This is a genomic window from Corynebacterium sp. HMSC074C01 (assembly GCF_001814605.1).
In the GTDB taxonomy this organism is placed as follows: domain Bacteria; phylum Actinomycetota; class Actinomycetes; order Mycobacteriales; family Mycobacteriaceae; genus Corynebacterium.
The window spans coordinates 1-25797 of sequence record NZ_KV817274.1 but is presented as its reverse complement, the minus strand read 5'-3'; the positions used below and the strand labels follow the sequence as shown (position 1 = coordinate 25797).

The window sequence follows — 25797 nt, the reverse complement described above, 5'->3', positions numbered from 1 at the left end:
ACCCGTCCCGGCCCGACCCGTCCCGTCCCGGGTTCCCGGGAACGTCTACCCCCCTTTCCCGGGAAAGATTCTTGGGGGCCGTGGGGTATCTGGGCATGCGAAAAGAACACGACACCGGGGGTGTTTTTCGGCGCGTAGGGGGGTAAGTTCGCGTTACGAATTATGGGGGCGGATCTATCTACCTACGGCGTCGTCGTCCTCGGCGGCGCTTGCGCACGGGTTGGGCGGGCTCTTTGGCGGAACGGTCGCCGGGTGCCGCCGGCGGCGTGGAGTCGTTCTGCGGCACACGCGACGGCTGGTTGCCGCCCGGTGCCGGAGGCCTCGGGGTGGATGTGGTCTTGTTTCTGCCCTTGCTGGTTGCAGGGCCTGTGTTTTCCTCTTTGGCAGCTCGACCAGCGAAGCCACCTTTAGGTGGTGCCGGGAGCCGCGGCGCGCTTGACGGCTGGTTGCCGCCCGGTGCCGGAGGCTGGGTTGAAGGTACAGATGCAGCCGTAGGCCCGCTGGCTTGTGCGGGGTCCGGGTGGGCCTCTACCGAGTCCGTGCTCAACGGATTCGGGATTCCCATTTGGCGGCACGTGCGTGCAGTGATGCGCCACCATTTAGACAACTTGGCCATGATGTGTTTGCCGTACACTGCCTGCTCTGGCGCGTCCAGGAGCGGGAGCTCGTCATCGGCTTCTTCGCCGAGCTCAAACCGCAGCTGATTGCATCCGCGGCAGCACACAACATAGTTGTCTGGGGTTGTATCCTCCTCGGGGTTTCGGTGGTCGAAGGTGCCACCTTCATCATTCTTGTGGTCCGCCCAGTTGACCTCGACGCCGCAGTAGCGGCACTGGTCGCCATCGCGCAGAAGCACGGGAACCTGGAGCGTTCCTTTGTTCTGGTCTCTCTTTCGCTTCGCCGCCATCTTCTTGTCGGTGGACTTGATGATGTGGACAAAGGAGTCGCGCTCAACGAGCTTGTATTTACGCTCGGAGTCAGTGGACACATCGCGGAGGACACCAATTTTTATCAGGTCCTGCAACGCTTGCTGTGCCCTCGACAGACCGACAATGTCTGCGAGCGCTCCATATCCGATCTCATAGTCCGTCCATTGCTGGGCAGAGAAGACGAACAGGGCCATCGTCAATCCTTTTAGCTCAGCTACTAAGCGGGGGTCATCACGCTCTACGGCTAGCTCGAAGGCTTTCATGAACTCTGGCGCGCCATTGAAGGTATCGCCTACGCGAATCCAACTCACTGGCTATCACTTCCCCGGACCGGGGTCGCCTGCCGTGGCAGGAGTGCTTTCATCTCGGCGTCCTTCTTTAATCGTTTCGGTCATTTCGTCGGCGGCGGCCGTACAGGCGGGATCATCTTCAACGTCGTGTCTTCCTCGCCTTCCGTGAGAATTTCGGATAACAGTCAAAGCACAGTTGTTCTCCTTGGTGCCGCTTGAATTCGGCATGGCGTGAGGTGCCGATATCGTACTGGGGCGCCAGGAGCTGACCGCAGGCTTTACAAGCGGCGATGTGCTTTTCTCCTGCCCTGCGTCGAATCACAGTCGAGTAGCGTCCAGCGACTATCCCGTCGACGGGCTGGTTCCTCTCCTCGAAGAAGCAGACCATCTCCTCACAGTCCTCTAGTAGTGGACACCGATAGCATTCAAGCTTTGCTTTTATGTGGCGGATGCTCATCTCGTTGTCGGTCTCCAGCGGGCGTCGAGATTCCCATAGGTTATGCCCATCCTCCCCGGGGCGGTGCTCCAGGGACTGACAGACTCCCATGCCGAATTCCAACCGCTGTTTCACGCGAGCCCCTTAGGCGGATTAGCCGCGACTGTCTTGGGCCCTTCGTCATCCTCGTCGCTATCGTCTCCACCGTCGTCGATAGAGTCGAGAGAGTTTTCCAGCGAGGGAGTAGTCGCCTCTGGCGCGTCCTGCTCGGTGGCCTCGATATCGGCGCAGAGCACCATCATGGCCACTCCGTCGCCTTGAATTACCGTTCGCACATTCTGGCTATCCGGCTGTGAGTTGGCCCAAAGAACCAGATGGCAGTCGAGCGCTCTGGCGACTCTTCCCAGCAAAGTCCACTGGCGCCCGTCCATCTTTGGCCGGTCTTCTGTCACGGGCTTGTTCAAAGCTTCTGCCAAGGAGTGCGGGACATCACCGAGTGCTGACTCGTATGGTGACCCGCATCGGCGCACCTTTACGGCCCGAATTCCCAAGCCCAGCCCGGATTCATCAGTGCGATGGATCCATTGTTCATGGACGAGGAGGCCGAGCCGAAGTTCATCCTCGGGGTCGTCCTTCTTCATCTTCATCGCGGCCAGGGCGCGGGCCTCAGCTCGGGTGATTTCGAAGTACTCGTCGCGCTCATAGTCGACGTCAAGGTAATACGTCGGGACCTCCACCGCGACCGCTTCCGTGTGTGAACGGGCTGCTACTACGAGCGTGTCGCCGACGACGCGGAACTGGATGACGTCGAGCGGCTCTTTGCCTGGGGCGACTGCGATAGCAGCAGCCAGCGCGCGGGCAAAAGGCTGCGCATCAACGATGATCTTTGAGGTTTCCATCATTCCTCCCTTCCATTCTGATTAGTGGCAATTGCCCTGGTGTTGGCCGGTCGATATCCGCGTTTTTAGCGAGCCATCGACGTATTTGCGCTTTTCTTGCCTCCGGAAGCTGCGCCCACCAGGCATCATGATCGTCGTCCGAGGCCATTACTGTTCACCTAGGCGTGTGCAGATGACTACGCCGTCTTCAGCCGTTCCAGTCAGCATTTCCCACGCCTCTGCATCATCAACCTGGTCGGCGCCCATCCCATCAACTCGCCACCGGTTCTTTCGCACTCGACGGGCGAATATCTCGTCTTCCAAACCGTTAGCGTGGACGATTGAGCGCGCGGGAAGCTTGATGAATTCCTCGAAGCTCACGGGGTACCCAGCAGGCTCCGAGGATGATCCCGCCGCCTGGTCCTCTTCGGCATCCGAGGCCATGTCGGGGAGCCCCTCAACTGGCCAAGCATTATCCTCAGAAAACACGGGAAACACTAGGTCCACATCCGAGACGTACACGTATGGCTGCGGAGAGATATTCAGGATTTCAGCTACATGTGCCTCATCGTCAATTCTTAGAATGATTCCCAGATAGCTTTCTCCGGTTACCCTGCAGTACATTCCCGGCATCTGCGAGTAGTACTTTTCCCCTAGCTCTTCTAGGTTTCTCGCTGGCAAAAGCGCTTCCAGCTTTCGGGAAAGATGGCGAGCATGAGTTATAGCTCGGTCTTTGTCGCTGTCGCGGATAATGCTGACGAGCTCCTGGAGCGACTTGGCCAGGACGCTAATATCCTTCGGCTCAATTAAATTAGCCATGTTTTCTCCTTGAGGATTACAGGCGTTCGTTTCCTGTAGTTCTGATTTCCTCGACTTCCTTGGATGTCCATGAAAGTAAGGAAGCGAGTCCTTGAGCTGATTCCTTATGCCCAGCTCTTTCCAGTAATTGGCTCCATTTGGCAGCGGAAGCCAGGTCAACGTATCTTTCGTGCGAGATCATCTTTTGAGGTGTTGCTGCCATTCCGTCCAGCCATGGGCTTCGCGGTATGGTGGCCATCACATCGCCGATTGCTAAATAGGTCTTGCGCCGAGATAAGGCGATGGTCATGAGGTAGCCCCGCGGCGGGTATCGGCGGCGAACGATCTTCATCAGGATTCGTCTTCGTCCGGACTAATCTCGTCGATGAGGCGATACATGTGCTCACATTCCGAGCAAAGGCGTTCTGTCGCTCCTGCAATGAGGTCCAGGAGCGGTGCCTGCAGTAGGGCAGCCATATGTTCCGCTAGATACAGCTCGTCTTTCTCCCAAGTTTCAACCATCTTGGCGAGCAAGTCCTCAACGGCATCTTCTGCAGTTTGCTGGTGTCGGGCGGCTGCTTCTGCTCCGGTGTAGGAGGCAAAGGACTGGCTACGTCTAGCTTGGCCAAACATCTTCTGCACCCTTCAGCCGGTTGCGGAGTCGTGCCTCTGCGAGCTGGATCTCGACGTTCCTGAGGTCGCGGTCAAGGTCGGCTGCCACCTCCTCCAGGATTCCCACGCGGTTCAGAGTGGGAATGATGACGAGCAGGCCGATGGCGATTCCGATCAGGCAGACAAGCGTCAAAATGAATTCCATGTTTTCGGTTCCTTAGAGTTTTTCGCGGTCACCGTTCTCGGTGCTCTGGTTCGAATAGCCGGCGTATTCGCTTAGTTGGTCGGCTCTGTTTTGTAACTCTCCGGCCATTTTTCGCAGCGTGGCCGGGGAGACGCTTACGTTTCCTCCGACGTATAGGTCTCCGTTGTCCTCTATCAACGCGACACAAATCTTTGCTTTGTGCTTCACCTTCCACAGAAGAGCGAACTTGGAGAGGAATTCAGTGAAGGTGCTCCACCTGGCGTTGTATTCTTCTCGATCCCGCTTCACTAGAAGACCATTCCCAGCAGCACGAGTAGACCGATAAGTACAGCGGGGGCGGCAATGTACCACCACAGTGGGGGCTCGTTGATGTCTTCGACGGGCTTGCGATGCTTAGCCATTACTCGTCCTCCTTCTTTGCGGCGCGCTTTGTGCGACGGTTCGTAATCTTCTTGCCTGCAGGAATTACCTGCACTCGGGCCGCGGGGATCCGCACAGACACAATTCCGGTGCCGTCTGGCTCGACGTCCACATGGACACACGCCTGCGCCGGCAGCGGCAGACTATGGCGGTCGACGAGGAGCCGACGTCCATCGGCATCGTGGGAGGTCTCATAGATGATGGACTTGACCTCTCGGTTTCGGCGCTCTAGCTTCACTTTCTTCGTGGCCTTGACGAACTTGGAGTCCTTATCTCCAGCTTCGTTAGCGGTTGACTCCTGGGCTTCGCGGCCTGCTGACAGGTCATTTGGGGTAATGGTCATTTCTTTCTCCTTAAAGTTCCGTTTTTCCGCGACCCTCTTGTAGGACGCGAGTAGCGATTGCGGCGTCGAGGATTGCTGGTTCGTCGATGCAGCTCTGGTAGTTCTCCCGGATCATCCGGATAACGTCTTCGACGGCTTCAGCTCCGAGGACAGCCATAAGACGAGCTTTAGGCGTCTCGGCGTTAACGATGTCCGGGACGCGAGCTAGCTTGAACGCCTCTAGGTCGCTGAGCAATGAAGATAAGAATGCTCGGGTGGGAAGGTCGAACGGATTGCTATCAGTACCAGTTACTGAGCGCACCTGAACCGGGTTACGGTATGGGTTTTCCCAGCTACTGATGATGCGCTCGTATTCGTGATTCACGCGCTCGCGAATCGTAAAGAAGAGCTCACTATCTGGATCGAGCAACGCGCCTAACTGCTTCGAGGCAACGTCGAAGCTCTTCCACTCTTCGTGCCCGTACTTTTTTGTAGCTTTAATGACCCATGTCTTACCGTTCACTGTGGTGACGGCATCGACCATTATTTCGTCATGGCCATCGAAGCACGTGACTTTCATTTCAACACGGGGCCTAATCACGCTGCGACCTCCTCCACATACCGGGTGAGCTCACTGGCCGGGATTAGCCACGGCGAGTTTCGGGCACTCGGATTCATCTTTTCGGCCTTGAGCTGACCGCGAAGGATCAGCTTGATCACTTGCTTTCGGGCTAGCCCCGATTGGTCAGAAAACTCCTTGACCTTTATCAGCTTCGGCAACCCAGTGGTAGCCTTTTCATTAAGAGTGCGAGGCAACGCGCTCTCCTTTCCATATGAGATTGGATTAATTAGTCCCCGGGTGTCCCTGCATCCGGGGACTCTTCTTCTTGGGCTTCGATGCACGACGCGAGATAGCCGTTAACTATGTCCGCGACTTCGTCAGCATCAGCCGCTGATTCGATTGCTCCTGAGATGTGGATTCCCTCTCCGTGGCCAAGGTCCCCGTCGAGGATGCTTTTGGCTAGCAGCAGCTGCGCCTCTTGCTTCACGCTCTGAAGGTGTTGCTCCTGGTCCTCTACGTCATAGACCGGGAATTCCACCGACCATTCCGACTCGCTCATTGATTTCCTTTCCGCTGTTCCTGCGGTATCCCCTTCCACAGGAACGGCTCTAGCTTTGGCCTCTATATCTCTTCAGGCACTAGTAAGAACTGCTCTAAAGCAGACTTCTGCGCCGCGGTGAGGTTCATGCAGTTGGACATGACCAGCGATGCGAAGGCCTCGGAAGGCACTTCACGCGCTGTCCGATATCCCTGTCCGTAAATGCCGTCAATAATCATTTCGGTGTAGCACTCGGCCTGCTCCTGCCAGCCAGGCTGGAATCCGAATTCCTTACGACAGCGCACATCGATTCCGCTGCGCATCATGTCGCGAATAGAGCGAGATTGCTTCTCCGCCCAGCTCAACTCGTCCATCTCTGTATTCCCTTCTGATATGTCTGGTCCCCGGCGCGCCTAGGCCGCGTTTATTTGGCCTGGCCCGGTTGGTTCAGCGATTCCTGTCGCATCAAATTTCTTTCCAGCTAGAACTGCGACGCGCATGATGGTGTCCCAACTAGCTGGCGCTCCCTCTCGAAGCCCCTGAACTTCGGGAATGGTCACGTTTAGCACCACTGCCATTTGCGAATCTTCGGTAAAGGCCATCTGCTCCATCAATCGGTCGATTAGCCCGTTCCGAATACGAAGTTGTTGCTTCATTTCCCTCCTCTCTTTCTGAGTGACACACTTACATATTGTCAGACCTTCTAACGAATTGCAAGCATGTTGTTTCAAATTGTCATTCGCACAGGTTGAAACACTCTTTATTGTCTGGCAAAATGCAAGATATGGATCTTAAGAAGTGGATAGAGTCGTCCTTCGGTACAACCGTCAATGGAGCTGCCGTTGCTGCTAATATCCAGCCAGCTACGCTGTTTCGTCAGGTAAAGAGCGGCAAGCTCTCAGCAGATAACGTGATTGCCCTTTGCCAAGCTCACGACAAGTCGGTGGCCAACGGGCTCGTTGAAGTGGGAATCTGCACGTGGTCTGATTTCGAGACCGTCGGAGTGGAAGATGCTTTGACTAGGGCTACTAATGCCCAGTTCGTTCAAGAAATGGAGCGTCGCCTTGAGCAGGGTCATGGCGACGAGTTCACCACGCCCGCCGAGATCGATACTTCAAAGGTTCATAATCTCAATCAGCACCGTTCGATTGGTTCCGATAGCTCGCCCGCCTTCACGGACAATCATGATGACCTAATTGAACGGATTAACTCCGGAGCTGAACCAGTTGCGGCCCAAAAGGCCACCGAGCCCCTGGAAGAGAATCAGCCCTAGCGAAAGGACTATCTCCTATGAGCCCGATCGAAGAACGTTTGAGTTCACTCCTCATTGAATCGGGCGTCGAGCTACTAGAAACAGGCAAGCTCGACGCGCGTTTCAATGCCTGTTACCACGCTGCTAGTCGCACAATCATCGTGCGCACAGGCCTAGACCCAGTAACCCGTGTGTGCGCTATCGCGCATGAACTTGGACACGTCGTAAATAGCGATAGCTGCTCATCCCCTCGTGCGGAACGGCTGGCTGATGAATGGGCAGCACGTAATCTAATTGATGGTGATCTAGTCGAAGAAGCAGCAAACTACTGTGGCGGCGCCCCAAGTGCAATTGCTGCTGAAGTTGGCGTCACTCCCCATCTCCTCGGAATCTGGATGCAGCTCTGGGAATCCGGACGGATCCCTTCCTATAGCTGCATGATTCTCTAAAGAAAGGTCTAAGTATGAGCTCTCCAAACCCTTACAACGCCCAGCAGCCTCCTATGCAACCACAACAGCAACAACCGCAAGCACCAGCGAAGGACGCACCTTCTTACCGCGGCATGAAAATTCTTTTGAGTGTGTTTGGTGCCGTAATCATCCTGACAGCTCTTATCGGCTTGGGCATGGTCTTCTTCGGTGCTGACTATGAGACTGCAGATGGCATGCTATTTTTCGTGTCTTCCCTCGTCATGACCTCGCTTTGGGGCATTTGGTCTGTCCTGATCGACATCTCGAAGGAACTAAAGAAGCGCCACTAAAACCAAAAGTCCCCTTCCCCGGAAAGTTTGGCGACCAACGGAGAAAGGGACCCGACGACAGGTGAACCACCAATCCCTTGATGATTCGCCCTGACAAGGAAGAAGTCTACCAATGGCTGTACGCGATCTCTGGTACAAGCACATCACCGAGGTTGATAGCGCTACCGGGAAGAAAAAGACGAAAAAGGTCCCGACGAAGCGGTGCGGCGTCGGCAAGCGCTGGATAGTCCAGTACCTCGACCTCGAAGGAAACCGCACCTCCGAAACCTTCGATACCTACGAGGCCGCCGAGGTCTTCGACGCCAAAGTGCGCGTCAACAAGTCCGATGGCACTCTCATATCGGCAGACAAGAAGGATGTCACCCTGGCCGAGCTCTGGGAGCCGTGGCTCGATTCGAAGGCGAACATCTCCGAGAAGTCCCGCAAGGACTACATCTCCTACTGGAATACCCACATTCAACACGCATGGGGAAACAAGAAGGTCTCTCAGATTCAAGAGCATCAAGTCGTGGCCTGGATAGCGGCACTTACGTCAACGAAGGGCGTTAAAGAGGGCCAGGAGCCGAAGCCCCTCGGAGGCTCTGCCAAACGCAAGATTGCCGGCATGTTTAAATCCATGCTCACGCGCGCAGTGAAGATGAAGATCATCCACGCCAACCCGCTCGACGGCTCCCCCTCCCCCGCCATCCCCAAGGCAGAGCGCCGATACCTCAAAATCGAGGAAGTCGATGCCCTCCTCTTCGCCGCCAAGCACCCCGCGGTGAAGATGATGCTCGAAGTCCTCCTCAAGACCGGACTGCGCCCCGGAGAGGCCAAAGGCCTCAAAGTTAAAGACCTCGACGTGACGCGGCGCCGACTGATGATCCGCCGCGACGTCGACGACCTCGGCCGCGTCGACGAAACCAAGACCCGCCAGCACCGAGACGTACCCGTATCCCGGCTCATGCTTCTCACGCTCGCCGAGGCAGCCGAAGGCCGCGACCCTGAGTCATGGCTACTGCCCGACGAGTACGGCCACGTATGGACGACCGCGCGCTGGCGAGTGATTTGGGAGAACCTCCTCATCGATGCTGGCGTCGACACCACACTTAAGACCTACGAGCTCCGGCACACCGCTGTATCCATGGCCATCGCGGCTGGTGCCGACGTCTACGTCGTCCAGCGCATGTGTGGCCACGCTTCCGCATCGACCACGCTCAAGCACTACGGGCATCTCTGGGACGAGGGCCTGGACGAAGCAGCCGAAGCCATCGAGCGGCACCTCGAAGCCGAGCGCAAGCGCGTCGAATCCGCCCAAGCCCGGCGCGCCCAGCGGGAAAGGGACGCGGGTGTGCGGCATTTGCGGGTTGTTCGGTAGGCCTTGGGCTAGATGGGGAAGGTGTCGGCGATTGGTGCGCCGCTGTATTTGATGCCGGGCTTGAGTTCGATAGCGATTGGCATTTGCGCCTGCTCGATCTGCGCTTTGACGTGGTGGATTACGGAGAACAGGTTGGCTGCTTGGACGAATGGGCGCGCCTTGCCCTTGACGTAGCTCTGGGGAACGCCCACCCAGTGGATGTTGCTCTTCCGGTATTGGTCGCGCTCAAGGGTTCGGTCGGGAGACCTCATTTGCTTGATGTCGCTAGTAATCATGACGTCGACGTCGAGCTGTTCGAGTCGCTTGATGAGCGAGACGTCATCGAGGCCGAAAGGGATGTTCGGCCCGGAACGGAGGAACTCGTCCTTCTTGAGCCAGGCCCTGAGCGTGTCGTCCATTTTGTGGTTGAGGCATTCGTCGAGAAAGAATCTCACACTGCCTCCTGGACCTGATTGTGGAACGAAAGCGCATCGCGGGCAGCCTCATCGGTAATGTTCGGGTAGAAGTCGCTAATCTCTCCTGGTTCCAACTCGCCGAGCATATAGAGCTCCGCGACGTCGCTGTAGGGTACGCGGGAGTCCTTGATGGTTGGATAGCCACCCATTCGACGGGGGTCGACCGAGAGATTAGGCATCGGGTTCCTAAAGTCTGGCACCTGCTTGTTGTACCTGTTCATGAACGGTGCGTAAATGTCCTCGAGCGAGTAGAACTCGAACTGCCCCTTGTAGCGTTCGCTCAAGTCCATGAAGCCATCCTCTGTCCAGACCTTCACCGTCTTGCCGTCGGTGGCGAAACGGTACTCAGACGGGTGATCAACCATATCGAACTCGGAGAGTGACTCGAATGCCTTTCGGATCTGCTGTAGCGATGTGTGAGCCCGCAGACGGGCGATGGTGCGAAGCGCTACCAGGTCACGGAACGAGTACTCAATGGGCCTCTCCGCACTGACCTCGGGAATGAGAAGCTCACTCCTACGCCAACCTGCCAATTGCGCAGCCGTTGCGCCCGTGAGCGTAACCGTGAGTGGGATGCTGTACCCCAAGTTGATCACCTCCTTTTATGAGCAGTGTACCGCGCGGGGCTGACATTGTTGGGTTGATTCTGTCGCGCGAAATGTGTTTGCAATCTGTTTGCAGGGTGTTTGCACCGCGTTTGCACCCACTTCGGTTTACCTGGGATTACTCGGGTCTACTTTTAGGCGACTAAAACGCGAAGAAACCCCCAGGCTATCCGGCGTTTATACCGTTTAACCTGGGGGTTTAGATGGTGCGCCCGGAGGGATTCGAACCCCCAACCTTCTGATCCGTAGTCAGATGCTCTATCCGTTGAGCTACGGGCGCAGTCCGTTGGTTCGCAGTACTTAACGCCGGAGCGTGTGTGCTCTGCTGTGCAACGAGGAATAACTATACCCACACTCCAGAGAACTAACAAATCCCGATGTCAATGCATGTTTTCAACCCAAGAAATGGGCATAGCAATTCACCCCGTGTTCACCTTAAGGAGCGGCTAGACGAGGGCGGCCACTTCGGCGTCGGAAAGCACGGCGTCGCGGAAGGACTGAAGCGTGGACTCGTGGTCGAAGTCGATGCCAATGAGCACGAGCTCGGTGCCGGGCGTGACGCCGTTGGCAGCCCACAAGGAGGCCGGCACGATCTGCAGGTTGGGACCGGCCTGCTGCCAGGCGTGGGCCACGCGCAGATCAGCATCAATCCAGCAATAACCCTTCGAACGCACTAAGCCAGTGCTAGCACGCAAGGCCTTGAGCAGACGCTCGCGGTTGAAAGGACGGTCAGCGCGGAAGACCACCGAAGAGATGCCATACTCTTCGGTTTCGGGGGTGTGCAGGTTCGTCAGCTCCTCGGCGTAGCCGTGGTAGGCCGCAGCGGTGGCGGCGTCGTAAAGGTGGGCATCGAGAACCAGCGCGGGATCGATGACCCCGTTGGTCACCGGCACGACGCGGGCGCGGGGGTTCATGGCACGCACGGTGGCGATGACGCGCTCGGTTTCGGCGGCCTCCACCAGGTCCGTCTTGGTGATGAGGATGAGATCGGCGAACTCAACTTGATCCACGAGGAGATCGGCGATGGTGCGGTCGTCGTCAGGCGTGGCCTCAATGTTCTCGGAGACCAAGCTGCGGCCGCGGCGAAGATTAGTCAGGAATGTAGAGGCATCCACGAGGGAGACCATGGTGTCGATAGGGGCGACGTCGGCAAGCGTGGTGCCGTCCCCGAACTCCCACTCGAAAGTGGCGGCAACGGGCATGGGCTCAGAGATGCCGGTGGACTCGATGACAATCTGATCGAAGCGGCCGGAACGAGCCAGCTTGCTGACGGACTCAATCAAGTCCTCGCGCAACGTGCAGCAAATGCAGCCGTTGGAGAGTTCGACGAAACGGTCCTCGCCGCGCTCAAGATGGCCCTCGCCGGCGACGAGGGCGGCGTCGATGTTGACTTCGGAAAAGTCATTGACAACAACCGCCAGCTTGCGCCCCTCACGGTTAGCAAGCAGGTGGTTGAGAAGGGTGGTCTTTCCGCTGCCTAAAAATCCGGACAGCACGGTAACGGGTGTAGCCATCCCGTAATGATAACGTTTTTCATTAATTGAGGGCTACAGGACCAACCCAAAGACCGGAACGGCAAGCAGGTAGACAGTGATGGTAATGAGCACGCAGCCAATCAGGTTGAGGCCAATACCGCCCTTGATCATGTCGCCAATCTTGACGTAACCAGAACCGTAGGCAATCGCGTTCGGTGGGGTCGCCACCGGCAGCATGAAGGCACAGGTTGCGGCCAGCGCCACTGGGATGGTGAGCAGCAGGACGTTGATGTCGCCATTCTCGGTCAGGCCGATACCCACGGCCACACCGCCCATAATCGGCAGGAAGGTCGCCGCAGTTGCGGTGTTGGAGGTGATCTCCGTCAGGAAGAGCACGAGCAGGGCCACCGAAGCGATGAGCAGGATGATGGGCAGGCTGCCCAACCCCTTGGCCATCTCACCAATCCACAGAGACAAACCGGACTTGTTGAACATCGAAGACAGGGACAGGCCACCACCGAAGAGCAGGAGCACATCCCACGGCATTTCGCTCGCAGTCTTCCAATCCAGCAGGCGCACGCCAGTCTTCGTGTCGGCCGGGATGGTAAACAGCAGCAAACCAGCGGCAATGCCCACGATTGCGTCATCGTAGTTGGATTCCTTGCTCACAAAGAAGGGAATGATCACCCAGGCCAAGGCGGCACCGAGGAAGATGATGCCCGTCATGACCTGCGGGCCGGTCCATGGGCCAAGCTTTTCAATCTCGGAATCAATGAGCTCGCGGCCGCCTGGAATCTTGTCCATCTCCGGCTTGAACACGGTAACCAGCATGAACCAGGCAATAAACAGGAAGATGAATGCCAGCGGCATGCCCACCATCATCCACTTGCCAAAGCCGAGGACGATGCCGTGAGTTTCCTTCATGTAGCCCATCAGCAGGGTGTTCGGCGGGGTGCCGATGAGCGTGCCCAGCGAGCCAATCGACGCCGAATACGCGATACCGAGCATGAGCGCAGTGGCAAACTTCTTCTGGTTAGCCATGCCACCGACGGCGTCGGCAGTCAGCGAAAGCACCGAAATACCAATCGGCAGCATGACCACTGCGGTAGCGGTGTTGGACACCCACATAGACAAGAAGCCGGTGGCCAGCATGAAGCCGAGGATCAGCTGCTTAGGCGAGGTACCTACAACCTTGACCACGAACAGCGCCATGCGGCGGTGCAAGTTCCAGCGCTGCAGCGCCAACGCGATGAGGAAGCCACCCATGAACAAGAAAATCGTAGACGAGGCATAGGGCGCACCCACATCCTTGATGCTGCCCACACCGGCCAGCGGGAAGATAACCAGCGGCAAAAGCGCGGTGGCGGCCAGTGGGATAGCCTCCGTCATCCACCACACGCCCATGAGAATGGTCACGGCCGCTACGGCGCGCAGCGCGCTCTGGGTGTATTCGGTGTCTTCCTTAGCGCCGGGTGATTCCAGCACCGTTTCTACGGCGTTGCTGGGAAAGAGAAACCACACAAGAGCGGCCAAAACGAGACCGAGGATGAGGCCAATGGCCATGCGGCGCCATTCGCGCGTATCGACGCCGCGGTCGTCCTCGCCCTCCGTGTGCGAAGTTGAGACGTGAGTTTGCGGGGTAGTCATCTGCCCCCTCCTTTTCCTGGTTAACCAGCCCCCATTCAGCTGAGAGAGTTATTGAAATCACTGAATGGGCCTACACGTTCAGGCTATCGAGACCACAGACAGCCAACAAACACTTTCGCCCCATTACCCCCACTCAAGCCGAAGATTCACCCCTGTTAGCAAAATCTTTTGCAGATTAGCTGCAAAGAATGCTCACCAATGTGTGGGCATTCCTTACTCAATTCCCCGCCTCCGTAGATCCCCAGACCTCGATCCCGCAACCTGCAGGTGGGCGTCGCCAAGCGCTTGCCGACGCCCCACCACCCACCAGGGAGTTGCGGGATCGAGGTCTGGGGGTTTGCGGTTGTGGAAGTCTAAGCCGAGCTACCACAGCGCGAGGAAAGCAACCGCGCCGAGAAGCATCGTCCCCAGCGCAACGGCGGCAAGCGCCGGGGCCCCGGGCAGGGCGGGTGATTCGGCCCGGGCGAGGATCTCATCGGCGTCGCGAAGCTTGGCGGTAGCCAACCACAACACCACAGCCACCACTACTCCAACAATCACGGCGGCCCATGGCGCAACGGAACGAACGACGAGCAAACCCGCGATGAGGCCGGCGAGACCCGTGCGCTGCCAGGCTAAGCGGGTGCGCTCGGGTTGGAGGCCGGGATCAAAAAGCTCGCTCACGCTAGCAGCTCGCCCACCAGAATCATCAGACCGATGATGATCACCACGCCAACAATCAGCGCCAACGCCGGGCTAGCCGGGAGCGGGCGCCCCTGGCGCATCGCGCGCTCGGAGGCACCCCAGTGAAACCACGCCACCGCCGGCAGCACGATGGCCACGATCAACATGATGACGGAGACGACACGAGTCAGCGTGGAATTCAGAGGCAGCTCGAAAGTCTCCAGCGCCACACCACCGGCAATAAAGGCCAATGACGTGCGGATCCACGCCAGAAAGGTGCGCTCATTAGCCATGCTGAAGCGCGGGTCGGGTTCCTCCCCTGTTCCATACACCGAGCGCGGGAAACGTGCCTTCCTCATAGGCGCTACTGTAGCGCCCCGCTCCTCACTCCACAGCGCGAGGCGCCGCCTAGGACTGCGAGAAGGCCTCCAGATCCGCGGGGCTACCGGCGACGACGATGAGGTCGCGGTGGGTGAGCTCGGTGCCGTCGACAAGCGGGCGCCATTGGCCGGGCCCCTCACAGCGTGAGATGAGCTGAACGTTGTGCTCTTCCCACACCTGGTGCAGGTTGAGCGGGCCCTTGCTTATCGACGCCGGCGGGGTCATCGCCGTCACGCCATAGTCGGTGGCGATCTCCGCAAAATCCTCGAAGCGCCCGCCCAACAGGTGCGCCACGCGGCGGCCCGTATCGCGCTCCGGGCGGATCACGTGGTGCACTCCCAGTTGGCGCAGGATACGGGCGTGCGCATCCGAATCGGCCTTGGCCCAGATATCGCTCACCCCGAGTTCCACGAGGTTGGAGGCCGTAAGGATGGAATCCTCCAGATCCGAACCGATGGCCACGACCACGCGCTCTACTTCATCAACGCCCAGCTGGCGGAGGGCCTCGGCGTCGGTCGTATCCGCGGTCACGGCCTCGGTGAGGTACGCAGCGTGTTCGCGCACGTGCTTCTCCTCGGCATCGATTCCGAGGACCTCCACTCCATGCTCCATCAGCTCGCGGGCCAGGGAAGAACCGAACCGCCCCATGCCAATGACAACAACCGGCGGAATATTGATGGAAGACTTTTCACGCCGCAGGGCGCTGAACATGTTAGCCAATGAACGGCCTTTCTTCGGGGAAGCGGTAGCGCAGGCTGATGGTCCGGGCGGCCAGTGCCGCCACGAAAGTGGTGGGGCCTACGCGGCCAACGTACATGATGAGGCACAGCATGAGCTGTGATGGTGCGGACAAACTTGCGGTAATACCCGTGGACAAACCCACGGTGGCGAAGGCGGACATGACTTCGAAAGTGACCTGGTCCGCGGTGAACTCAGGGTCCCAGATGCGCAGCGTCGCCACACCTACGGCAACGACGATCATTCCGGCGGCAGTCAGCGCGAGGGCCTGACGGAAGGTGGACAGCGGCAGGCGACGGTGCCCGATGGAGGTGTCTTCCCTGCCCAAGAATTCAGAAATCATCGCCGCGCCCAGAACGCATGCGGTAGTCACCTTGATGCCACCCGCCGTACCGGCGGAGCCGCCGCCGATGAACATCAAGATGTCCGTAACCATCAGCGTCAACGGGTGCGCTTCCCCGTAGTCGATGGCGTTGAAACCGGCCGTTCGGGGCGAAGCGCTCATGAAGAAGGCGTTGATCAGCTTCTGGTCCAACGGCATCCCATGCAGCACACCGGAACCCTCGGAGAGGAAGAAGACCACGGTGCCACCCAGCAACAAGAACGCGGTGGCGCCCAGCGTCATCCGGGCGGTCATGGACATGCGGTGAATGCGGGGCGTGCCGCCGCGCCAGCGCGTTAGCCGTGCACGGGCCCGTCGCACGAACTCCGCCAACATGGGATAGCCCAGACCACCGACAATCAGGGCGAAGGCGAGAGGAATCAGAATCCAGCCATCGGCGGCGAAGGAAATGACGCTGTCTGAATAGGTACTAAACCCAGCGTTATTGAAGGCCGAAATGGCGTGGAAGATACCTTCCCACACCGCGCGCCCTGGTGCCACGCCGTGTTCGGTGGCTAGGCGCACACCGATGAACACGGCAACTGTGGCCTCACAGATCAGAGTCATCATCAGGGTGAGCAGCAGGGCATGTCGAATGCCTCCGGAAGCCACAGCACGACCTTCCGCCGCCATGGTCCGGCGGGCTTTGAAGCTGATGCGACCGGTCAACAACATGCCTGATAGCGATGCCAGGCTCATAATGCCGAGGCCGCCCAGCTGGATGAGCGCGATGATGACCGCTTGGCCGAAGGGCGTCCAATAGGTGCCGGTGTCCTCCACCACGAGACCCGTCAAAGAGACCGCCGAGGTAGCCGTAAACAGCGCCGGCAGGAACGGTGTCCACTGCGGAACGTTGGCGGAAATCGGCAGCATCAGCAGCAGCGTTCCCACGAGGATGAGCAGGATAAAGCCCACGGCGGTGAGCCGAGCCGGGCCCAGGAAATGACCGCGTTTCACAGCGCTTCAGCTTACTGCCATTTACCTCCGATGGACACTCCCCTCAGCCTTGAATATTGCGATTTTATTATGTGAATCATCACAATCGATAACCCCGAAGGCACCGCGAAGTAACCGCTACATCAGCTTGGTCTTGTCCAAGGTCTCCACCCAGCCGTTGGTGAACTTCTCCAGCGGCTTGTGGAAGACCACGCCCAGAATGAGCATCGGTACGGCAAAGAGCAAGAGGGCGAACAGGGAGAGCCAGTAATCACCGTGGTAAGTTCCGGCGATGGCCGCGCGGAAGGCGCGAATGGTGTAGGTTGCCGGCAGCCACGGGCTAATGTTCTGGAACCAGTCCGGGAGCACCTGCAAGGGGTAGGCACCGCCCGACGAGGACACCTGAATCACCAGCATCAGCACCGCCAAGGCTTTGCCTGCGTTAGCGAAGGAGACCACGAAGGTGTAGCAAATCAGCATAAAGATGAGCGAGCTAACCCAGCCCGCTAACAGCATGAGAATCGGGTGCGTAGGCTCGATGCCCACGAAGAAGATGAGGCCCAAGATGAGCATAGTCGACTGCATGAGACCAACCGCGGCAAACATTCCAAAGCGGCCGAAGAAGCGCTGCATCGGCGAGTACTTGTCCTTGTCCACCACGTCGGTGCGCACGCTCACCGCAGTCAGCAGCGCGCCGACCCACAGGGCCAGCGCCGTGTACATGGGTGTCATGCCGGCGCCGAAGCTCTTAACCGGGTAGACCGCTTGCCTGTCGACGTCCACCGGCGCCGCAATCGCACGCGCCAAGGCATCCGGATCGGAACCGATGAGGTCCGCCAACTTCTTCAGGTCACCAGATGCCGCAGCGGAGTCGATATCCTTCCGCAGGTCGCCGAACTTGTTGGCCTTATCCTGCAGGCCAGAGGCGAGCTTCTGTACCGCATCCCGAGCATCCGTCAGGGAAGAGGAATCAATGGTGACGGGAGTCTTCGCGGTATCCAGATCCGCGCTCACCTGGCCCAGGGAGTCCTGCAGCGCACGCAGGGATTCGCGCAGACCAGAGGTGGAGATTCCCTCCACTGCCTTCTTGGCATTGTCGATGCTGGAGAGATCCGGCTTCGTGGGTTCGGGAGCATTCGCGGCCGCAGTGAGGCGCGCGTGGAGAGTGCGCTGCGCGTCGATGGCCTCCTCGATACGGCTGAGCGACTTCTCTTTATCCCCGGCAGGAATTGGCAGGGCCTCAATGTGGCCGTGCAGGTTCTGATACTGGGCAATGGTGCCTTCTACCTGGCCGGCCAAGGTGTTGAGCGCGGCGACGCGGTCGGCGCGGGAGGCGGAGGCGTCGTCGTAAAGCGCATCAATGCGTTGGCGCACCACATCATAACTAGCGCTGGTGGCATCGAGCGATTGCTGCAGCGCATCCGTGGAAACGTTGAGCGAGGAGGACTGAATCTCCGGCAGCTCCAGGTCCGCCGAGTCCGCAATGCGCTGGGCGCTTTCCATGAGCGGAACCGCGGTATCCACGAGGCCAGCGAGGGAACGCGCGGTACGGGCGGCCATATCGAGCTGGGTCTGCACGCCATCCGCGCGCGCCTGCATCCGGTCCAACACAGCCTTGGTATCACCCTGGCTCAAGAAGTCCGAGAGTGAGGTGACCAGATCGAAGGAGACGTCACCGACCGTCGTGGTGAAAGCTTCGGCAACCTGGGCCGACACACCCTCCGCGCCTTGACCGGTGATCTTCGGCGCCAGCGCGTTCTTCTTCTCATTCATATAGAAGGACAAATCCGCGGGCTGGGAACCATCCGTGTAGAAGTTCATCATGTCGGTACTGAAGTCTTCCGGGAGCACGATGGCTGCGTAATACTCACCGGACTTGGTACCTTCAATCGCCTCATCGGAGGTGGTCACAACCCAATCCAGCTGCTCGTTCGCTCGCAGCTCATTGAGCACCTGGTTGCCCACGTTGATGGGTACCGGCAGCAGATCGCTCTCATAGCCGGTGTCCTTGCTGGCCACCGCCACTTTGAGCTGGCTGGTGTTGTCGAAGGGATCCCAGCTGGCCAGCACGTTAAACCACGTGAACAGCATCGGAATGACGACGAGACCCACGAGCATCACCGCGCTCATCACGTTGCGGCATGCGGTGCGGATATCGTTGAGGAAAAGATCGAGTGTTCCACGCATTAGTTATCCCCCTCCGTGGACTCCGCGCCGGCGCGAGCCGGATGCTTGATGTCATCTTCATCCAACGTCACGAGCTCCGCGGACTGTTTCAAGCTGATGCGCAGGTATTCCAGGGTGACCGCGGCGACAATGATGAGGAAGCACCACGCCGTCCAAATACCCAGGAGCAGCGGCTTCTGGTCGGGCAAGAGGCCGGAGACGACGATGAGGATGACCACGCCGATAACGCCCGCGATGGCCACCATCTTGAGCCAATAGCCCCAGTTATGAGCGCGGCGGTCCAAATCCTTCTTCAGGCCGCTGCGGCTATCCAGCGCCTGGATGACGTCCGCGATGCGGTAGCCCGAGCCGACAACCTGCACATTTTCATAGTCGAAGAGCTCAGTGTCCCGCAGCTCACGGTTGAAGATGACGTTGAAGTGCGCCAGCGCCTTGCGCAACAGCAGGCCGAAGACAAAGAACAGAATGAACATAAAGGCGAGCACGCCCATGTTCTTGAAATAGTGGTTGCCGTAGAAGCCACCGATGGTTTCGCGCATGGCGTCGATACCGTACGTGAATGGAAGCAGCGGGTAGATGCTGTGGAAGAAGCTGGGCAGCAGCTCAATCGGGTACAGACCCGACGCACCTGGAATCTGGATGATGGCAAAAACCACGCAGAGGCCGCGGCCGAGGTGACCCAGAGACGTCGACAACCCATAGATAATGCTCAAGTAGGCCAATCCCACGAGCACGCCCGTCAGGACGAAGGCCGGTGCATTCACGGTCTGCACGCCGATGAGCAGATCACCCACGGTCACCGTGACGGCCTGGATGATGACCATCAGGGCCATGAGGAGGAAGCGGCCCAAGTAGGCCTGGCCCACCGTGATGCGGTCGAAGCCCTCCTTATCGACCTCAACCCGGAAGATCACCATGAGGACGAAGGCACCAATCCACAGAGAGAGGTTAGTAAACAGCGCCGCCATGGCGGAGCCGTAGCTGTCCACCGGGTACACGGTTTCGGTCTTCAGCTCGATGGGCTCCGCAAAGAATTTACCGATTTCTTCCGCGTCCAGCCCGGTGACATTTTGAACGACTTTGGAGTTCATCGCGGCACGCAGCGAGCCTACATCGCCCTGCATAGCGCGCAGGCTGTCCTGCAGGGCCAGGAGGTTGGTATCGAAATCGGACAAGGTGTCCTTCGTGGCGCGCAGCTGCTGGGCCACGCCGTCCAGGAGACCATTGGCCTCCTGCATGGTTCCCTTCTGTGCTTCCAGGGTGGAGCTCAAAGCGCTCGCCGTGGAGCTCAGATTGCTCATGGCACGGTTGATTTCGGGCACAGCGGTGGTCACGGTATCGCGCAGCGTCTGCGACGTGGCCTTGGTATCTGCCGCTGCTTGGTTGATGGCCTCCGCGCTAGCCTGCACGTTGTCCGCCGCGGCCTGGGTATCCTTGCTCAGCGCATTGAGGTTCCCCACCAATTGGCGGTTGGATTCATTGCCCTCATCGAGGCGCTGGATGGCGTCATCGATTTCCTTGGCCACCTGCGGTGAAAGCGTTGCGGAATCGCGCAGGGCTTTAAGCTGCGCAATCGATTCTGCGCTCGCATCAATGGCGGTGTTGGCCCGCTGCGTGGCGTAATCGAAGCGGTCACCGGCCTGGTTAAGGCCAGCGGTGACATCCGCGATGGATTCCTGCGCCTGGGCAGTACCGTCCGCCACCGCGCTTGCACCACTGACGAAGGCACCGGTGGTTTTATCGGTGAAGTCACCGATGCCCCCTTGGGCCTGCTCGACGAGGGAGGAGACCTCGGCGAGGGCTGTTTGGGCGTCGCCCAGCGCGGTGCTCACATCAGCCACCGTGGACTTGGCGCCCAACGTGGAATCAGCAGCGGCATCAAGCTTTCCCTGGATCCGCGCGAGGTTCTCACGGTTGCCGTCAATCTCCTGCGCGGTCTCCCCGAACGCGGAGCTCGTGTTATTCATCGCGCGCGTGACTTTTCGCTCGAAGTCAGTACCGGTGTCCTTGACGTTCTCCGCCGCGACGGTGGCCACCTGCTCCTTGAAGGCCGCCGTGATCTGCTTGTCCAGACCTTTGGCACCGGTATCCGTGATCTTCACGGCGATGGCGTTGTTCTTCTCGTTGACGCGGTAAACCAGCTGGGGCTGCGTGAACTTCCCGTCGAGCATGCTCACGAGGTTCTCGCTGAAGTCCTCAGGAATCGTCACCGAGGCATACACGTCTCCCTCTAAAAGGGCTTTCTCGGCTTCGTCGCGCTCAAGGAATTGCCAGCCTAGCTGGTCATTCTTCTTGAGCTTCTCAATGACCTCGCTGCCGACATCTATCTTCCCCGTCAGCTCGTTGTTTGCACCCTTATCCTCGTTGACCACGGCCACCTTGATGTTGTTGGTATGGCCGTAAGGGTCACGAAAAGCCGCGATGTTCACCCATGAATACAACGCGGGGGTGATGATGAGTCCGATGAGGATGATCCACGCCCTGGGGACGCGGCCAAGCCTGGCTACATCCCTGATAAAAATCTTCCAACTTTGGCGCACTGAAGGGAGTATACCCGTTGCACCTCCCTGTCTCTAACCAGCCAAAATACATAAAGTAATTTAAATAATTAACAAATAAACTTTAACATGGTTTGCCGGATCAAACCCCTGGCTTGAACATATGGCGATGAAAACTAGACTTCAAGTAGTTGAACTTTTGGTATGGAGATGCCTATGCGTAAGACCTTAATCAGCCTCACCGGCCCCGCCTTCGTTGCTGCAGTGGCTTACGTCGACCCCGGCAACGTAGCCGCCAACATCAGCGCCGGCTCCCACTACGGCTACCTCCTGGTGTGGGTACTCGTCGTGGCCAACCTCATGGCCATGTTCATCCAGTACCACTCCGCCAAACTGGGCCTAGTCACCCACCGCTCCCTGCCGGAAATCATGGGCGAGCGTCTCTCCCGCCGCGCGCGCCTAGGCATGTGGGCCCAGGCCGAGCTCATCGCCGCGGCCACCGACCTCGCCGAAGTCATCGGCGGCGCCATTGCCCTGCAACTCCTCTTCAACCTCCCCCTGTTCGCGGGCGCGCTCATCATCGGCGCGGTCTCCATCATTCTCCTCATCTTCCAGAAGAAGAACCAGTGGTTCGAGGGGCTTGTCATCGGCCTGCTCCTGGTCATCTGCATCGGCTTCCTTGCCGGCCTCGCCATCGCCCCGCCCGACCCCGCCGACGTGGCCGGCGGCCTCATCCCCCGCCTAGAGGGCAAGGACAGCATCCTGCTGGCCGCCTCCATGTTGGGCGCCACCGTCATGCCGCACGCCATTTACCTACACTCCTCCCTGACCAAGCAGCGCTACCCCGACCTGGAAATCCCCCACGTGCTGGCCGGCACCCGCGCGGACATCGCCGTGGCGCTGTCCATCGCCGGGCTCGTCAACGTGGGCCTGCTGGTCCTGGCGGGCTCGGCCCTCTACGGCGTGGACGGCACAGAGACCATCTCCGGGGCCCACACGGCGATTGCCAGCCACCTCGGCCCGCTGGCCGGCGTTCTCTTCGCCATCGGCCTGCTGGCCAGCGGCCTCGCCTCGACGTCAGTGGGCGCCTACGCCGGCTCCGAAATCATGGACGGCCTGCTTCACATCAAGGTCCCCCTACTAGTCCGCCGCCTGGTCACGCTCATCCCGGCGCTGGTCATCATCGGCTGCGGGGTCGACCCCACTATGGCACTGGTGGTCAGCCAGGCACTTCTTTCCCTGGGCATCCCCTTCGCCATCATCCCGCTTTTCCGCTATGCCGGCTCCCGGGACGTCATGGGTGAGTTCGCCGCGAAACCCTGGTCTATGGCCGTGGGCTGGACGCTTGCCGCGCTGGTCATCGCACTCAATCTCGCCCTCGTGCTCCTGCCGCTGCTCTAGGCCGCCTACAATCAGCAGCCATGATTGAAGTAGCAGCCGTCGTCATCCGCAACCCACAAGGCCACGTGCTTACCGTGCGCAAGAAGTCCTCCACCAAGTACCAACTGCCCGGCGGCAAGCCCGAGGCGGGCGAGGCGCTTGTCGACGCCGCCCTACGCGAAGTCGCCGAAGAAGTAGGCCTCACCCTCGACGCCGAGAGCCTCAACAAACTCGGCACCTTCGACGCTCCCGCCGCCAACGAACCGGGCGAGGTCGTCGTCGGCACCATCTTCACCTGCACCCGCACCGTCACCACCGACGAACCCCACGCCGCCGCCGAAATCGGGGACACCGCCTGGGTCAACCCAACAGCACCCGACCGCGAGCTTGCGCACCTGTTGCGTGACCGCGTCTTCCCCGCGCTGGCTGGGTAGGTACGTTTTCGTAAATTGCATCTCGAAGCCACAGGCCGCATCGCCTGTTTCTACGCATCTGTAGCAGCGCACCTCCGCGCCCATTTTCTCGGCTCATCAACATAAGACAGAGGCAGGTCCGCTGAAATACCCACCCCTACTCAGGCATTTACTTCTTCCCGCTGGGAAGAAACACAAGGACAATGACCAAAACTGCTAGAGCAATCGTGACAGCATACGGCCATTGAACATAAACGGAAAGCGTCATCAGAATAACGCCAATAGTGGCCAAGATTTTTTTCCACATAAATTATTCTCCCTAACCGGTAGATTCTCTTTGACTGCTCTCCAGACAGTTCAGCAACGTCCATATGGCGAAATTCCAAGCACGCTACCCTAAAACCTTCGCCATTTAGTGCAACGATAGTTTTCAAAAACCAACCCGCTGAGGAAGTGCTTTAACTGGAGCGAGAACTGATACTGCCGCAATCAGCACTACCAGAGGCGCACATTTCTTGGGGCAATACATGCCCTTATCCCTTTCGCGAGAAGATGGCCGAGAACTCGGACACCCCCTAGAGTTACATGTGGTAGACAAATTTGGAAGCAAAAAATGGAAACCGTAGACGAACGTATACACTTCCCCAAAAATCCTTGCGAGAGCCCGCAAGAGGGCGTATCTTGCCGCAATTCGCCCTGCTGACATTTAGCCTCCTTTAGGCTTCGGCCTACCTGCTGCTTCTGTCATTGTCGGCACCATCTTCACCTGCACACGCACCGTCACCACCGACGAGCCCCACGCCGCCGCCGAAATCGGCGACACCGCCTGGGTCAACCCAGCTGCACCCGACCGCGAACTTGCGCATCTGTTGCGCGACCGCGTCTTCCCCGCGCTGGCCTAGCGCCAACTGTCAACACTTCGGCGTCATTGACCCCGAAGCCATCAAGAGCTACCCTTTTGAACATGTTCACTGAACACGTTCACCCATCGCGTTCGGCCGCCAAAGCTGGCACCGACAGCAAGGTCCTGGCCACCGCCTACGAACTCTTCCTCACTCAGGGCTACGCCACCACCAGCATCCGGACTATCGCATCCGAAGCTGGCGTTAGCGTGGGAACCGTCATGGGAGTCGGCGACAAACAAACGCTGCTCATCCGCACCATTGGCCAACACATTTCAGAACTCCACGATGACATCCGGGGACAATCCGATAGCCTTCTCGATGTCCTGAGACCTTTCCTCCAGATGTTTACCGGCCACGAAGAGCTCTCCCGCGCCTTTGGCGCAGCACTCATCCAACAAGGCAATCAAGGCGAAGCGCTCACCGCACTCAAAACGCTCCTGACCGATGAAATCACCCTGCGACTCGGCACCAGGCTCAGCAGCGCCGATGCGGCCGAGTACGCCGACCTGCTGTACAACGTCTACCTCGGCTTACTCATCGGCTGGGCCGCCGGAATCTACGACACCGAGCACCTCACATCCCAAGCCGCCTCATCGATCGAACGCCTCAACACCGCATTCGGAGTAACCCAATGATCCTAGAATCTTCCCCAGCCTGGCCCTCCCTTCTACTAGCAGCCATTCTGCTTGGCGACGCCGCCCTCTCCCTCAAACCAGTCCCCTTCATCGAAGCCTGCCTCAGCGGCGTCAAACTCCCCAAGGACTGGTGGTGGGCGCTCATTGTCATCAAGTGCCTCGCCGCCGTAGGACTCATTGCCGGCCTCTGGTTCCCCGGCGTAGGAATCACAGCCATGATTGGAGTCATCGCCTATTTCTGCGCGGCCGCAGCAGCCCATGTCCGCGCCCACTTCCTCGGTAGCGCATTCTGGATCAACTGCTTAGGCATGCTCGCATTCTCCATCGGAGTACCGATCCTGACGCTCGCACTGACTTAAGACACCAGTCAACCATTCACGGCTTCCAGAAGGAAGATGCATCATCGCACCTATTGATTGATGACTTGATGCTTTCTACCCTAAAGGGAAAGTCCGTATCGTCGTTAAGGCTTGCAGCGATGCGTTTAGCACCATAAAGCCCGTGCTCATCATCGAAGATGGTCTTGATTCGTGCACCAATAAGAGCATCAGAACACATCTTTAACCTGCGTTCTTGGCGGGTGTTGACCCATTTGTAAAACGAGGAGCGATTGAGCTTTAACACGTGGCACATCCGCTTGACCGAGTATTCGGTTCGGTAGTCGTAGACAAACTGGAAGCGGATTACCAGCGTGTCTCTTCGGCAAAATACTTCGCGGCCTTACGCAGGATGTCACGTTCTTCGCGCAGCTTAGAGACCTCTTTTTCTAGCTGGCGGATCCGTTCAGAATCAGTCGTCGCCTGGGCGTTGTCACGCAGGGTCTTCGTGCGGGCGCGTTTGCCGGTGCCGTACTGCTTAAGCCAGGAATAAAGTGAGGAGCGATTGACTCCAAGCTCTGCTGAAGCCGCGTGAAGTGAGAGGTCCTCATTGTTTTCGTAGAGGGCCACAGCATCACGTTTGAACTGTTCGGAGTACCTAGGCATGGTGGTAGATTACCTTTCTTCCCAACCCAACCGGGCTGGATATCAGGTGTCTACCAAACAGGGGTCAGGTCCGTTGAAGCAGCGAAATCAAGCAATCAATAAACCGACAAGCCCTCGACTAAAGCGGCTCTTCCGGTTTCGGGGTGCGTAGCGGG

29 protein-coding genes, 1 tRNA gene and 1 pseudogene are annotated in these 25797 nt (G+C 58.7%); 8 read left to right on the top strand and 23 right to left on the bottom strand.

All coding sequences use genetic code 11. The features are described from left to right. Positions 1-178: 178 nt before the first annotated feature. From HMPREF2978_RS04645 to HMPREF2978_RS04585, 11 genes are all read right to left on the bottom strand, one after another. On the bottom strand, positions 179-1240 hold the full coding sequence (locus tag HMPREF2978_RS04645; RefSeq protein WP_070744322.1) for an HNH endonuclease: 1062 nt from the start codon (positions 1238-1240) through the stop codon (positions 179-181). A 546-nt stretch (positions 1241-1786) separates the two neighbouring features. After that, positions 1787-2557, bottom strand: a complete 771-nt coding sequence (locus HMPREF2978_RS04635) for a hypothetical protein (protein WP_070744318.1) — start codon at positions 2555-2557, stop codon at positions 1787-1789. A 144-nt stretch (positions 2558-2701) separates the two neighbouring features. Continuing rightward, positions 2702-3352 carry a hypothetical protein gene (locus HMPREF2978_RS04630; protein ID WP_070744316.1) on the bottom strand — a complete coding sequence of 217 codons (651 nt, stop codon included), beginning with the start codon at positions 3350-3352 and terminating at the stop codon, positions 2702-2704. Positions 3353-3368: 16 nt separating this feature from the next. Continuing rightward, a complete protein-coding gene (locus HMPREF2978_RS13005; RefSeq protein ID WP_143342270.1) occupies positions 3369-3641 on the bottom strand; it encodes a hypothetical protein in 273 nt (90 codons plus the stop codon). Between the two features lie 41 nt (positions 3642-3682). Beyond that, positions 3683-3964, bottom strand: a complete 282-nt coding sequence (locus HMPREF2978_RS04625) for a hypothetical protein (RefSeq protein ID WP_070744314.1) — start codon at positions 3962-3964, stop codon at positions 3683-3685. Next, a complete protein-coding gene (locus HMPREF2978_RS04620; RefSeq protein ID WP_070744312.1) occupies positions 3948-4148 on the bottom strand; it encodes a hypothetical protein in 201 nt (66 codons plus the stop codon). The genes HMPREF2978_RS04625 and HMPREF2978_RS04620 overlap by 17 nt, the downstream gene beginning before the upstream one ends. Before the next feature lie 400 nt (positions 4149-4548). Beyond that, positions 4549-4911 carry a hypothetical protein gene (locus HMPREF2978_RS04610; protein ID WP_070744309.1) on the bottom strand — a complete coding sequence of 121 codons (363 nt, stop codon included), beginning with the start codon at positions 4909-4911 and terminating at the stop codon, positions 4549-4551. A 10-nt stretch (positions 4912-4921) separates the two neighbouring features. Next, entirely contained in the window at positions 4922-5491 is a 570-nt protein-coding gene (locus HMPREF2978_RS04605) for a hypothetical protein (protein ID WP_070744308.1), read from the bottom strand. Between the two features lie 247 nt (positions 5492-5738). Beyond that, positions 5739-6011 carry a hypothetical protein gene (locus tag HMPREF2978_RS04595; RefSeq protein WP_070744304.1) on the bottom strand — a complete coding sequence of 91 codons (273 nt, stop codon included), beginning with the start codon at positions 6009-6011 and terminating at the stop codon, positions 5739-5741. Positions 6012-6073: 62 nt separating this feature from the next. Beyond that, positions 6074-6364: a hypothetical protein gene (locus tag HMPREF2978_RS04590; RefSeq protein WP_070744302.1), complete on the bottom strand. Its 291-nt coding sequence runs from the start codon at positions 6362-6364 to the stop codon at positions 6074-6076. A gap of 39 nt (positions 6365-6403) precedes the next feature. Next, positions 6404-6646, bottom strand: a complete 243-nt coding sequence (locus tag HMPREF2978_RS04585; RefSeq protein WP_070744300.1) for a hypothetical protein — start codon at positions 6644-6646, stop codon at positions 6404-6406. Between the two features lie 128 nt (positions 6647-6774). Here HMPREF2978_RS04585 and HMPREF2978_RS04580 point away from each other — a divergent pair, with 128 nt between their 5' ends. The 4 genes from HMPREF2978_RS04580 (at position 6775) to HMPREF2978_RS12775 (ending at position 9359) form a co-directional block, all read left to right on the top strand. Further along, on the top strand, positions 6775-7263 hold the full coding sequence (locus tag HMPREF2978_RS04580) for a hypothetical protein (RefSeq protein WP_070744297.1): 489 nt from the start codon (positions 6775-6777) through the stop codon (positions 7261-7263). A gap of 17 nt (positions 7264-7280) precedes the next feature. Then, complete coding sequence (locus HMPREF2978_RS12780; protein ID WP_083316491.1) at positions 7281-7691, top strand: ImmA/IrrE family metallo-endopeptidase; 411 nt, start codon at positions 7281-7283, stop codon at positions 7689-7691. A 14-nt stretch (positions 7692-7705) separates the two neighbouring features. After that, entirely contained in the window at positions 7706-8002 is a 297-nt protein-coding gene (locus HMPREF2978_RS04575; RefSeq protein WP_143342269.1) for a hypothetical protein, read from the top strand. A gap of 112 nt (positions 8003-8114) precedes the next feature. Continuing rightward, positions 8115-9359 carry a tyrosine-type recombinase/integrase gene (locus HMPREF2978_RS12775; RefSeq protein ID WP_083316490.1) on the top strand — a complete coding sequence of 415 codons (1245 nt, stop codon included), beginning with the start codon at positions 8115-8117 and terminating at the stop codon, positions 9357-9359. An 8-nt stretch (positions 9360-9367) separates the two neighbouring features. Here HMPREF2978_RS12775 and HMPREF2978_RS04565 read toward each other — a convergent pair whose 3' ends face one another. From HMPREF2978_RS04565 to HMPREF2978_RS04515, 11 genes are all read right to left on the bottom strand, one after another. Continuing rightward, positions 9368-9793, bottom strand: a complete 426-nt coding sequence (locus tag HMPREF2978_RS04565) for a hypothetical protein (RefSeq protein WP_070744293.1) — start codon at positions 9791-9793, stop codon at positions 9368-9370. After that, positions 9790-10401: a DUF433 domain-containing protein gene (locus tag HMPREF2978_RS04560; RefSeq protein ID WP_070744462.1), complete on the bottom strand. Its 612-nt coding sequence runs from the start codon at positions 10399-10401 to the stop codon at positions 9790-9792. The genes HMPREF2978_RS04565 and HMPREF2978_RS04560 overlap by 4 nt, the downstream gene beginning before the upstream one ends. A 222-nt stretch (positions 10402-10623) precedes the next feature. Further along, positions 10624-10699, bottom strand: a tRNA-Arg gene (locus HMPREF2978_RS04555). 166 nt (positions 10700-10865) lie between these two features. Next, on the bottom strand, positions 10866-11933 hold the full coding sequence (locus HMPREF2978_RS04550; protein WP_070744291.1) for a GTP-binding protein: 1068 nt from the start codon (positions 11931-11933) through the stop codon (positions 10866-10868). Between the two features lie 33 nt (positions 11934-11966). Continuing rightward, complete coding sequence (locus HMPREF2978_RS04545; RefSeq protein ID WP_070744288.1) at positions 11967-13541, bottom strand: SLC13 family permease; 1575 nt, start codon at positions 13539-13541, stop codon at positions 11967-11969. A 363-nt stretch (positions 13542-13904) separates the two neighbouring features. Continuing rightward, positions 13905-14204 carry a DUF202 domain-containing protein gene (locus HMPREF2978_RS04540; protein WP_049157758.1) on the bottom strand — a complete coding sequence of 100 codons (300 nt, stop codon included), beginning with the start codon at positions 14202-14204 and terminating at the stop codon, positions 13905-13907. After that, positions 14201-14563: a YidH family protein gene (locus HMPREF2978_RS04535; protein ID WP_070702442.1), complete on the bottom strand. Its 363-nt coding sequence runs from the start codon at positions 14561-14563 to the stop codon at positions 14201-14203. Before HMPREF2978_RS04535 ends, HMPREF2978_RS04540 begins: the two co-directional genes overlap by 4 nt. A 49-nt stretch (positions 14564-14612) precedes the next feature. After that, positions 14613-15296 (bottom strand): potassium channel family protein, encoded by a 684-nt coding sequence (locus HMPREF2978_RS04530; protein WP_039673153.1) that lies wholly within the window; start codon positions 15294-15296, stop codon positions 14613-14615. 1 nt (position 15297) lies between these two features. Continuing rightward, a complete protein-coding gene (locus HMPREF2978_RS04525) occupies positions 15298-16662 on the bottom strand; it encodes a TrkH family potassium uptake protein (RefSeq protein ID WP_070744286.1) in 1365 nt (454 codons plus the stop codon). A gap of 117 nt (positions 16663-16779) precedes the next feature. Beyond that, positions 16780-18828, bottom strand: a complete 2049-nt coding sequence (locus HMPREF2978_RS04520; RefSeq protein WP_070744284.1) for a YhgE/Pip domain-containing protein — start codon at positions 18826-18828, stop codon at positions 16780-16782. Beyond that, a complete protein-coding gene (locus HMPREF2978_RS04515) occupies positions 18828-21368 on the bottom strand; it encodes a YhgE/Pip domain-containing protein (protein WP_070744282.1) in 2541 nt (846 codons plus the stop codon). Before HMPREF2978_RS04515 ends, HMPREF2978_RS04520 begins: the two co-directional genes overlap by 1 nt. Positions 21369-21542: 174 nt before the next feature. Here HMPREF2978_RS04515 and HMPREF2978_RS04510 point away from each other — a divergent pair, with 174 nt between their 5' ends. The 4 genes from HMPREF2978_RS04510 to HMPREF2978_RS04495 all read left to right on the top strand — a co-directional run bounded on the left by HMPREF2978_RS04510 (position 21543) and on the right by HMPREF2978_RS04495 (position 25018). Beyond that, complete coding sequence (locus tag HMPREF2978_RS04510; protein WP_011272788.1) at positions 21543-22727, top strand: Nramp family divalent metal transporter; 1185 nt, start codon at positions 21543-21545, stop codon at positions 22725-22727. Between the two features lie 20 nt (positions 22728-22747). After that, positions 22748-23140 carry an NUDIX hydrolase gene (locus HMPREF2978_RS04505; RefSeq protein WP_070546121.1) on the top strand — a complete coding sequence of 131 codons (393 nt, stop codon included), beginning with the start codon at positions 22748-22750 and terminating at the stop codon, positions 23138-23140. A 943-nt stretch (positions 23141-24083) separates the two neighbouring features. Then, positions 24084-24659 (top strand): TetR/AcrR family transcriptional regulator, encoded by a 576-nt coding sequence (locus HMPREF2978_RS04500; protein ID WP_070546119.1) that lies wholly within the window; start codon positions 24084-24086, stop codon positions 24657-24659. Beyond that, positions 24656-25018: a DoxX family protein gene (locus tag HMPREF2978_RS04495; protein WP_049157746.1), complete on the top strand. Its 363-nt coding sequence runs from the start codon at positions 24656-24658 to the stop codon at positions 25016-25018. Before HMPREF2978_RS04500 ends, HMPREF2978_RS04495 begins: the two co-directional genes overlap by 4 nt. A 106-nt stretch (positions 25019-25124) precedes the next feature. On the opposite strand, the pseudogene HMPREF2978_RS13440 reads toward HMPREF2978_RS04495, so the two are convergent. Continuing rightward, positions 25125-25642 (bottom strand): annotated as a pseudogene (locus HMPREF2978_RS13440) (transposase); the annotation flags it as partial. Positions 25643-25797: the final 155 nt, after the last annotated feature.

What these genes read in the sequence shown, in the direction of transcription:
- HMPREF2978_RS04635 (WP_070744318.1), bottom strand. Translation starts at nt 2,557, where the DNA reads ATGATGGAAACCTCAAAGATCATCGTTGATGCGCAGCCTTTTGCCCGC.
- HMPREF2978_RS04630 (WP_070744316.1), bottom strand. Translation starts at nt 3,352, where the DNA reads ATGGCTAATTTAATTGAGCCGAAGGATATTAGCGTCCTGGCCAAGTCG.
- HMPREF2978_RS13005 (WP_143342270.1), bottom strand. Translation starts at nt 3,641, where the DNA reads ATGACCATCGCCTTATCTCGGCGCAAGACCTATTTAGCAATCGGCGAT.
- HMPREF2978_RS04625 (WP_070744314.1), bottom strand. Translation starts at nt 3,964, where the DNA reads ATGTTTGGCCAAGCTAGACGTAGCCAGTCCTTTGCCTCCTACACCGGA.
- HMPREF2978_RS04620 (WP_070744312.1), bottom strand. Translation starts at nt 4,148, where the DNA reads ATGGAATTCATTTTGACGCTTGTCTGCCTGATCGGAATCGCCATCGGC.
- HMPREF2978_RS04610 (WP_070744309.1), bottom strand. Translation starts at nt 4,911, where the DNA reads ATGACCATTACCCCAAATGACCTGTCAGCAGGCCGCGAAGCCCAGGAG.
- HMPREF2978_RS04595 (WP_070744304.1), bottom strand. Translation starts at nt 6,011, where the DNA reads ATGAGCGAGTCGGAATGGTCGGTGGAATTCCCGGTCTATGACGTAGAG.
- HMPREF2978_RS04590 (WP_070744302.1), bottom strand. Translation starts at nt 6,364, where the DNA reads ATGGACGAGTTGAGCTGGGCGGAGAAGCAATCTCGCTCTATTCGCGAC.
- HMPREF2978_RS04585 (WP_070744300.1), bottom strand. Translation starts at nt 6,646, where the DNA reads ATGAAGCAACAACTTCGTATTCGGAACGGGCTAATCGACCGATTGATG.
- HMPREF2978_RS04580 (WP_070744297.1), top strand. Translation starts at nt 6,775, where the DNA reads ATGGATCTTAAGAAGTGGATAGAGTCGTCCTTCGGTACAACCGTCAAT.
- HMPREF2978_RS12780 (WP_083316491.1), top strand. Translation starts at nt 7,281, where the DNA reads ATGAGCCCGATCGAAGAACGTTTGAGTTCACTCCTCATTGAATCGGGC.
- HMPREF2978_RS04575 (WP_143342269.1), top strand. Translation starts at nt 7,706, where the DNA reads ATGAGCTCTCCAAACCCTTACAACGCCCAGCAGCCTCCTATGCAACCA.
- HMPREF2978_RS12775 (WP_083316490.1), top strand. Translation starts at nt 8,115, where the DNA reads ATGGCTGTACGCGATCTCTGGTACAAGCACATCACCGAGGTTGATAGC.
- HMPREF2978_RS04550 (WP_070744291.1), bottom strand. Translation starts at nt 11,933, where the DNA reads ATGGCTACACCCGTTACCGTGCTGTCCGGATTTTTAGGCAGCGGAAAG.
- HMPREF2978_RS04545 (WP_070744288.1), bottom strand. Translation starts at nt 13,541, where the DNA reads ATGACTACCCCGCAAACTCACGTCTCAACTTCGCACACGGAGGGCGAG.
- HMPREF2978_RS04535 (WP_070702442.1), bottom strand. Translation starts at nt 14,563, where the DNA reads ATGAGGAAGGCACGTTTCCCGCGCTCGGTGTATGGAACAGGGGAGGAA.
- HMPREF2978_RS04530 (WP_039673153.1), bottom strand. Translation starts at nt 15,296, where the DNA reads ATGTTCAGCGCCCTGCGGCGTGAAAAGTCTTCCATCAATATTCCGCCG.
- HMPREF2978_RS04520 (WP_070744284.1), bottom strand. Translation starts at nt 18,828, where the DNA reads ATGCGTGGAACACTCGATCTTTTCCTCAACGATATCCGCACCGCATGC.
- HMPREF2978_RS04510 (WP_011272788.1), top strand. Translation starts at nt 21,543, where the DNA reads ATGCGTAAGACCTTAATCAGCCTCACCGGCCCCGCCTTCGTTGCTGCA.
- HMPREF2978_RS04505 (WP_070546121.1), top strand. Translation starts at nt 22,748, where the DNA reads ATGATTGAAGTAGCAGCCGTCGTCATCCGCAACCCACAAGGCCACGTG.
- HMPREF2978_RS04500 (WP_070546119.1), top strand. Translation starts at nt 24,084, where the DNA reads ATGTTCACTGAACACGTTCACCCATCGCGTTCGGCCGCCAAAGCTGGC.
- HMPREF2978_RS04495 (WP_049157746.1), top strand. Translation starts at nt 24,656, where the DNA reads ATGATCCTAGAATCTTCCCCAGCCTGGCCCTCCCTTCTACTAGCAGCC.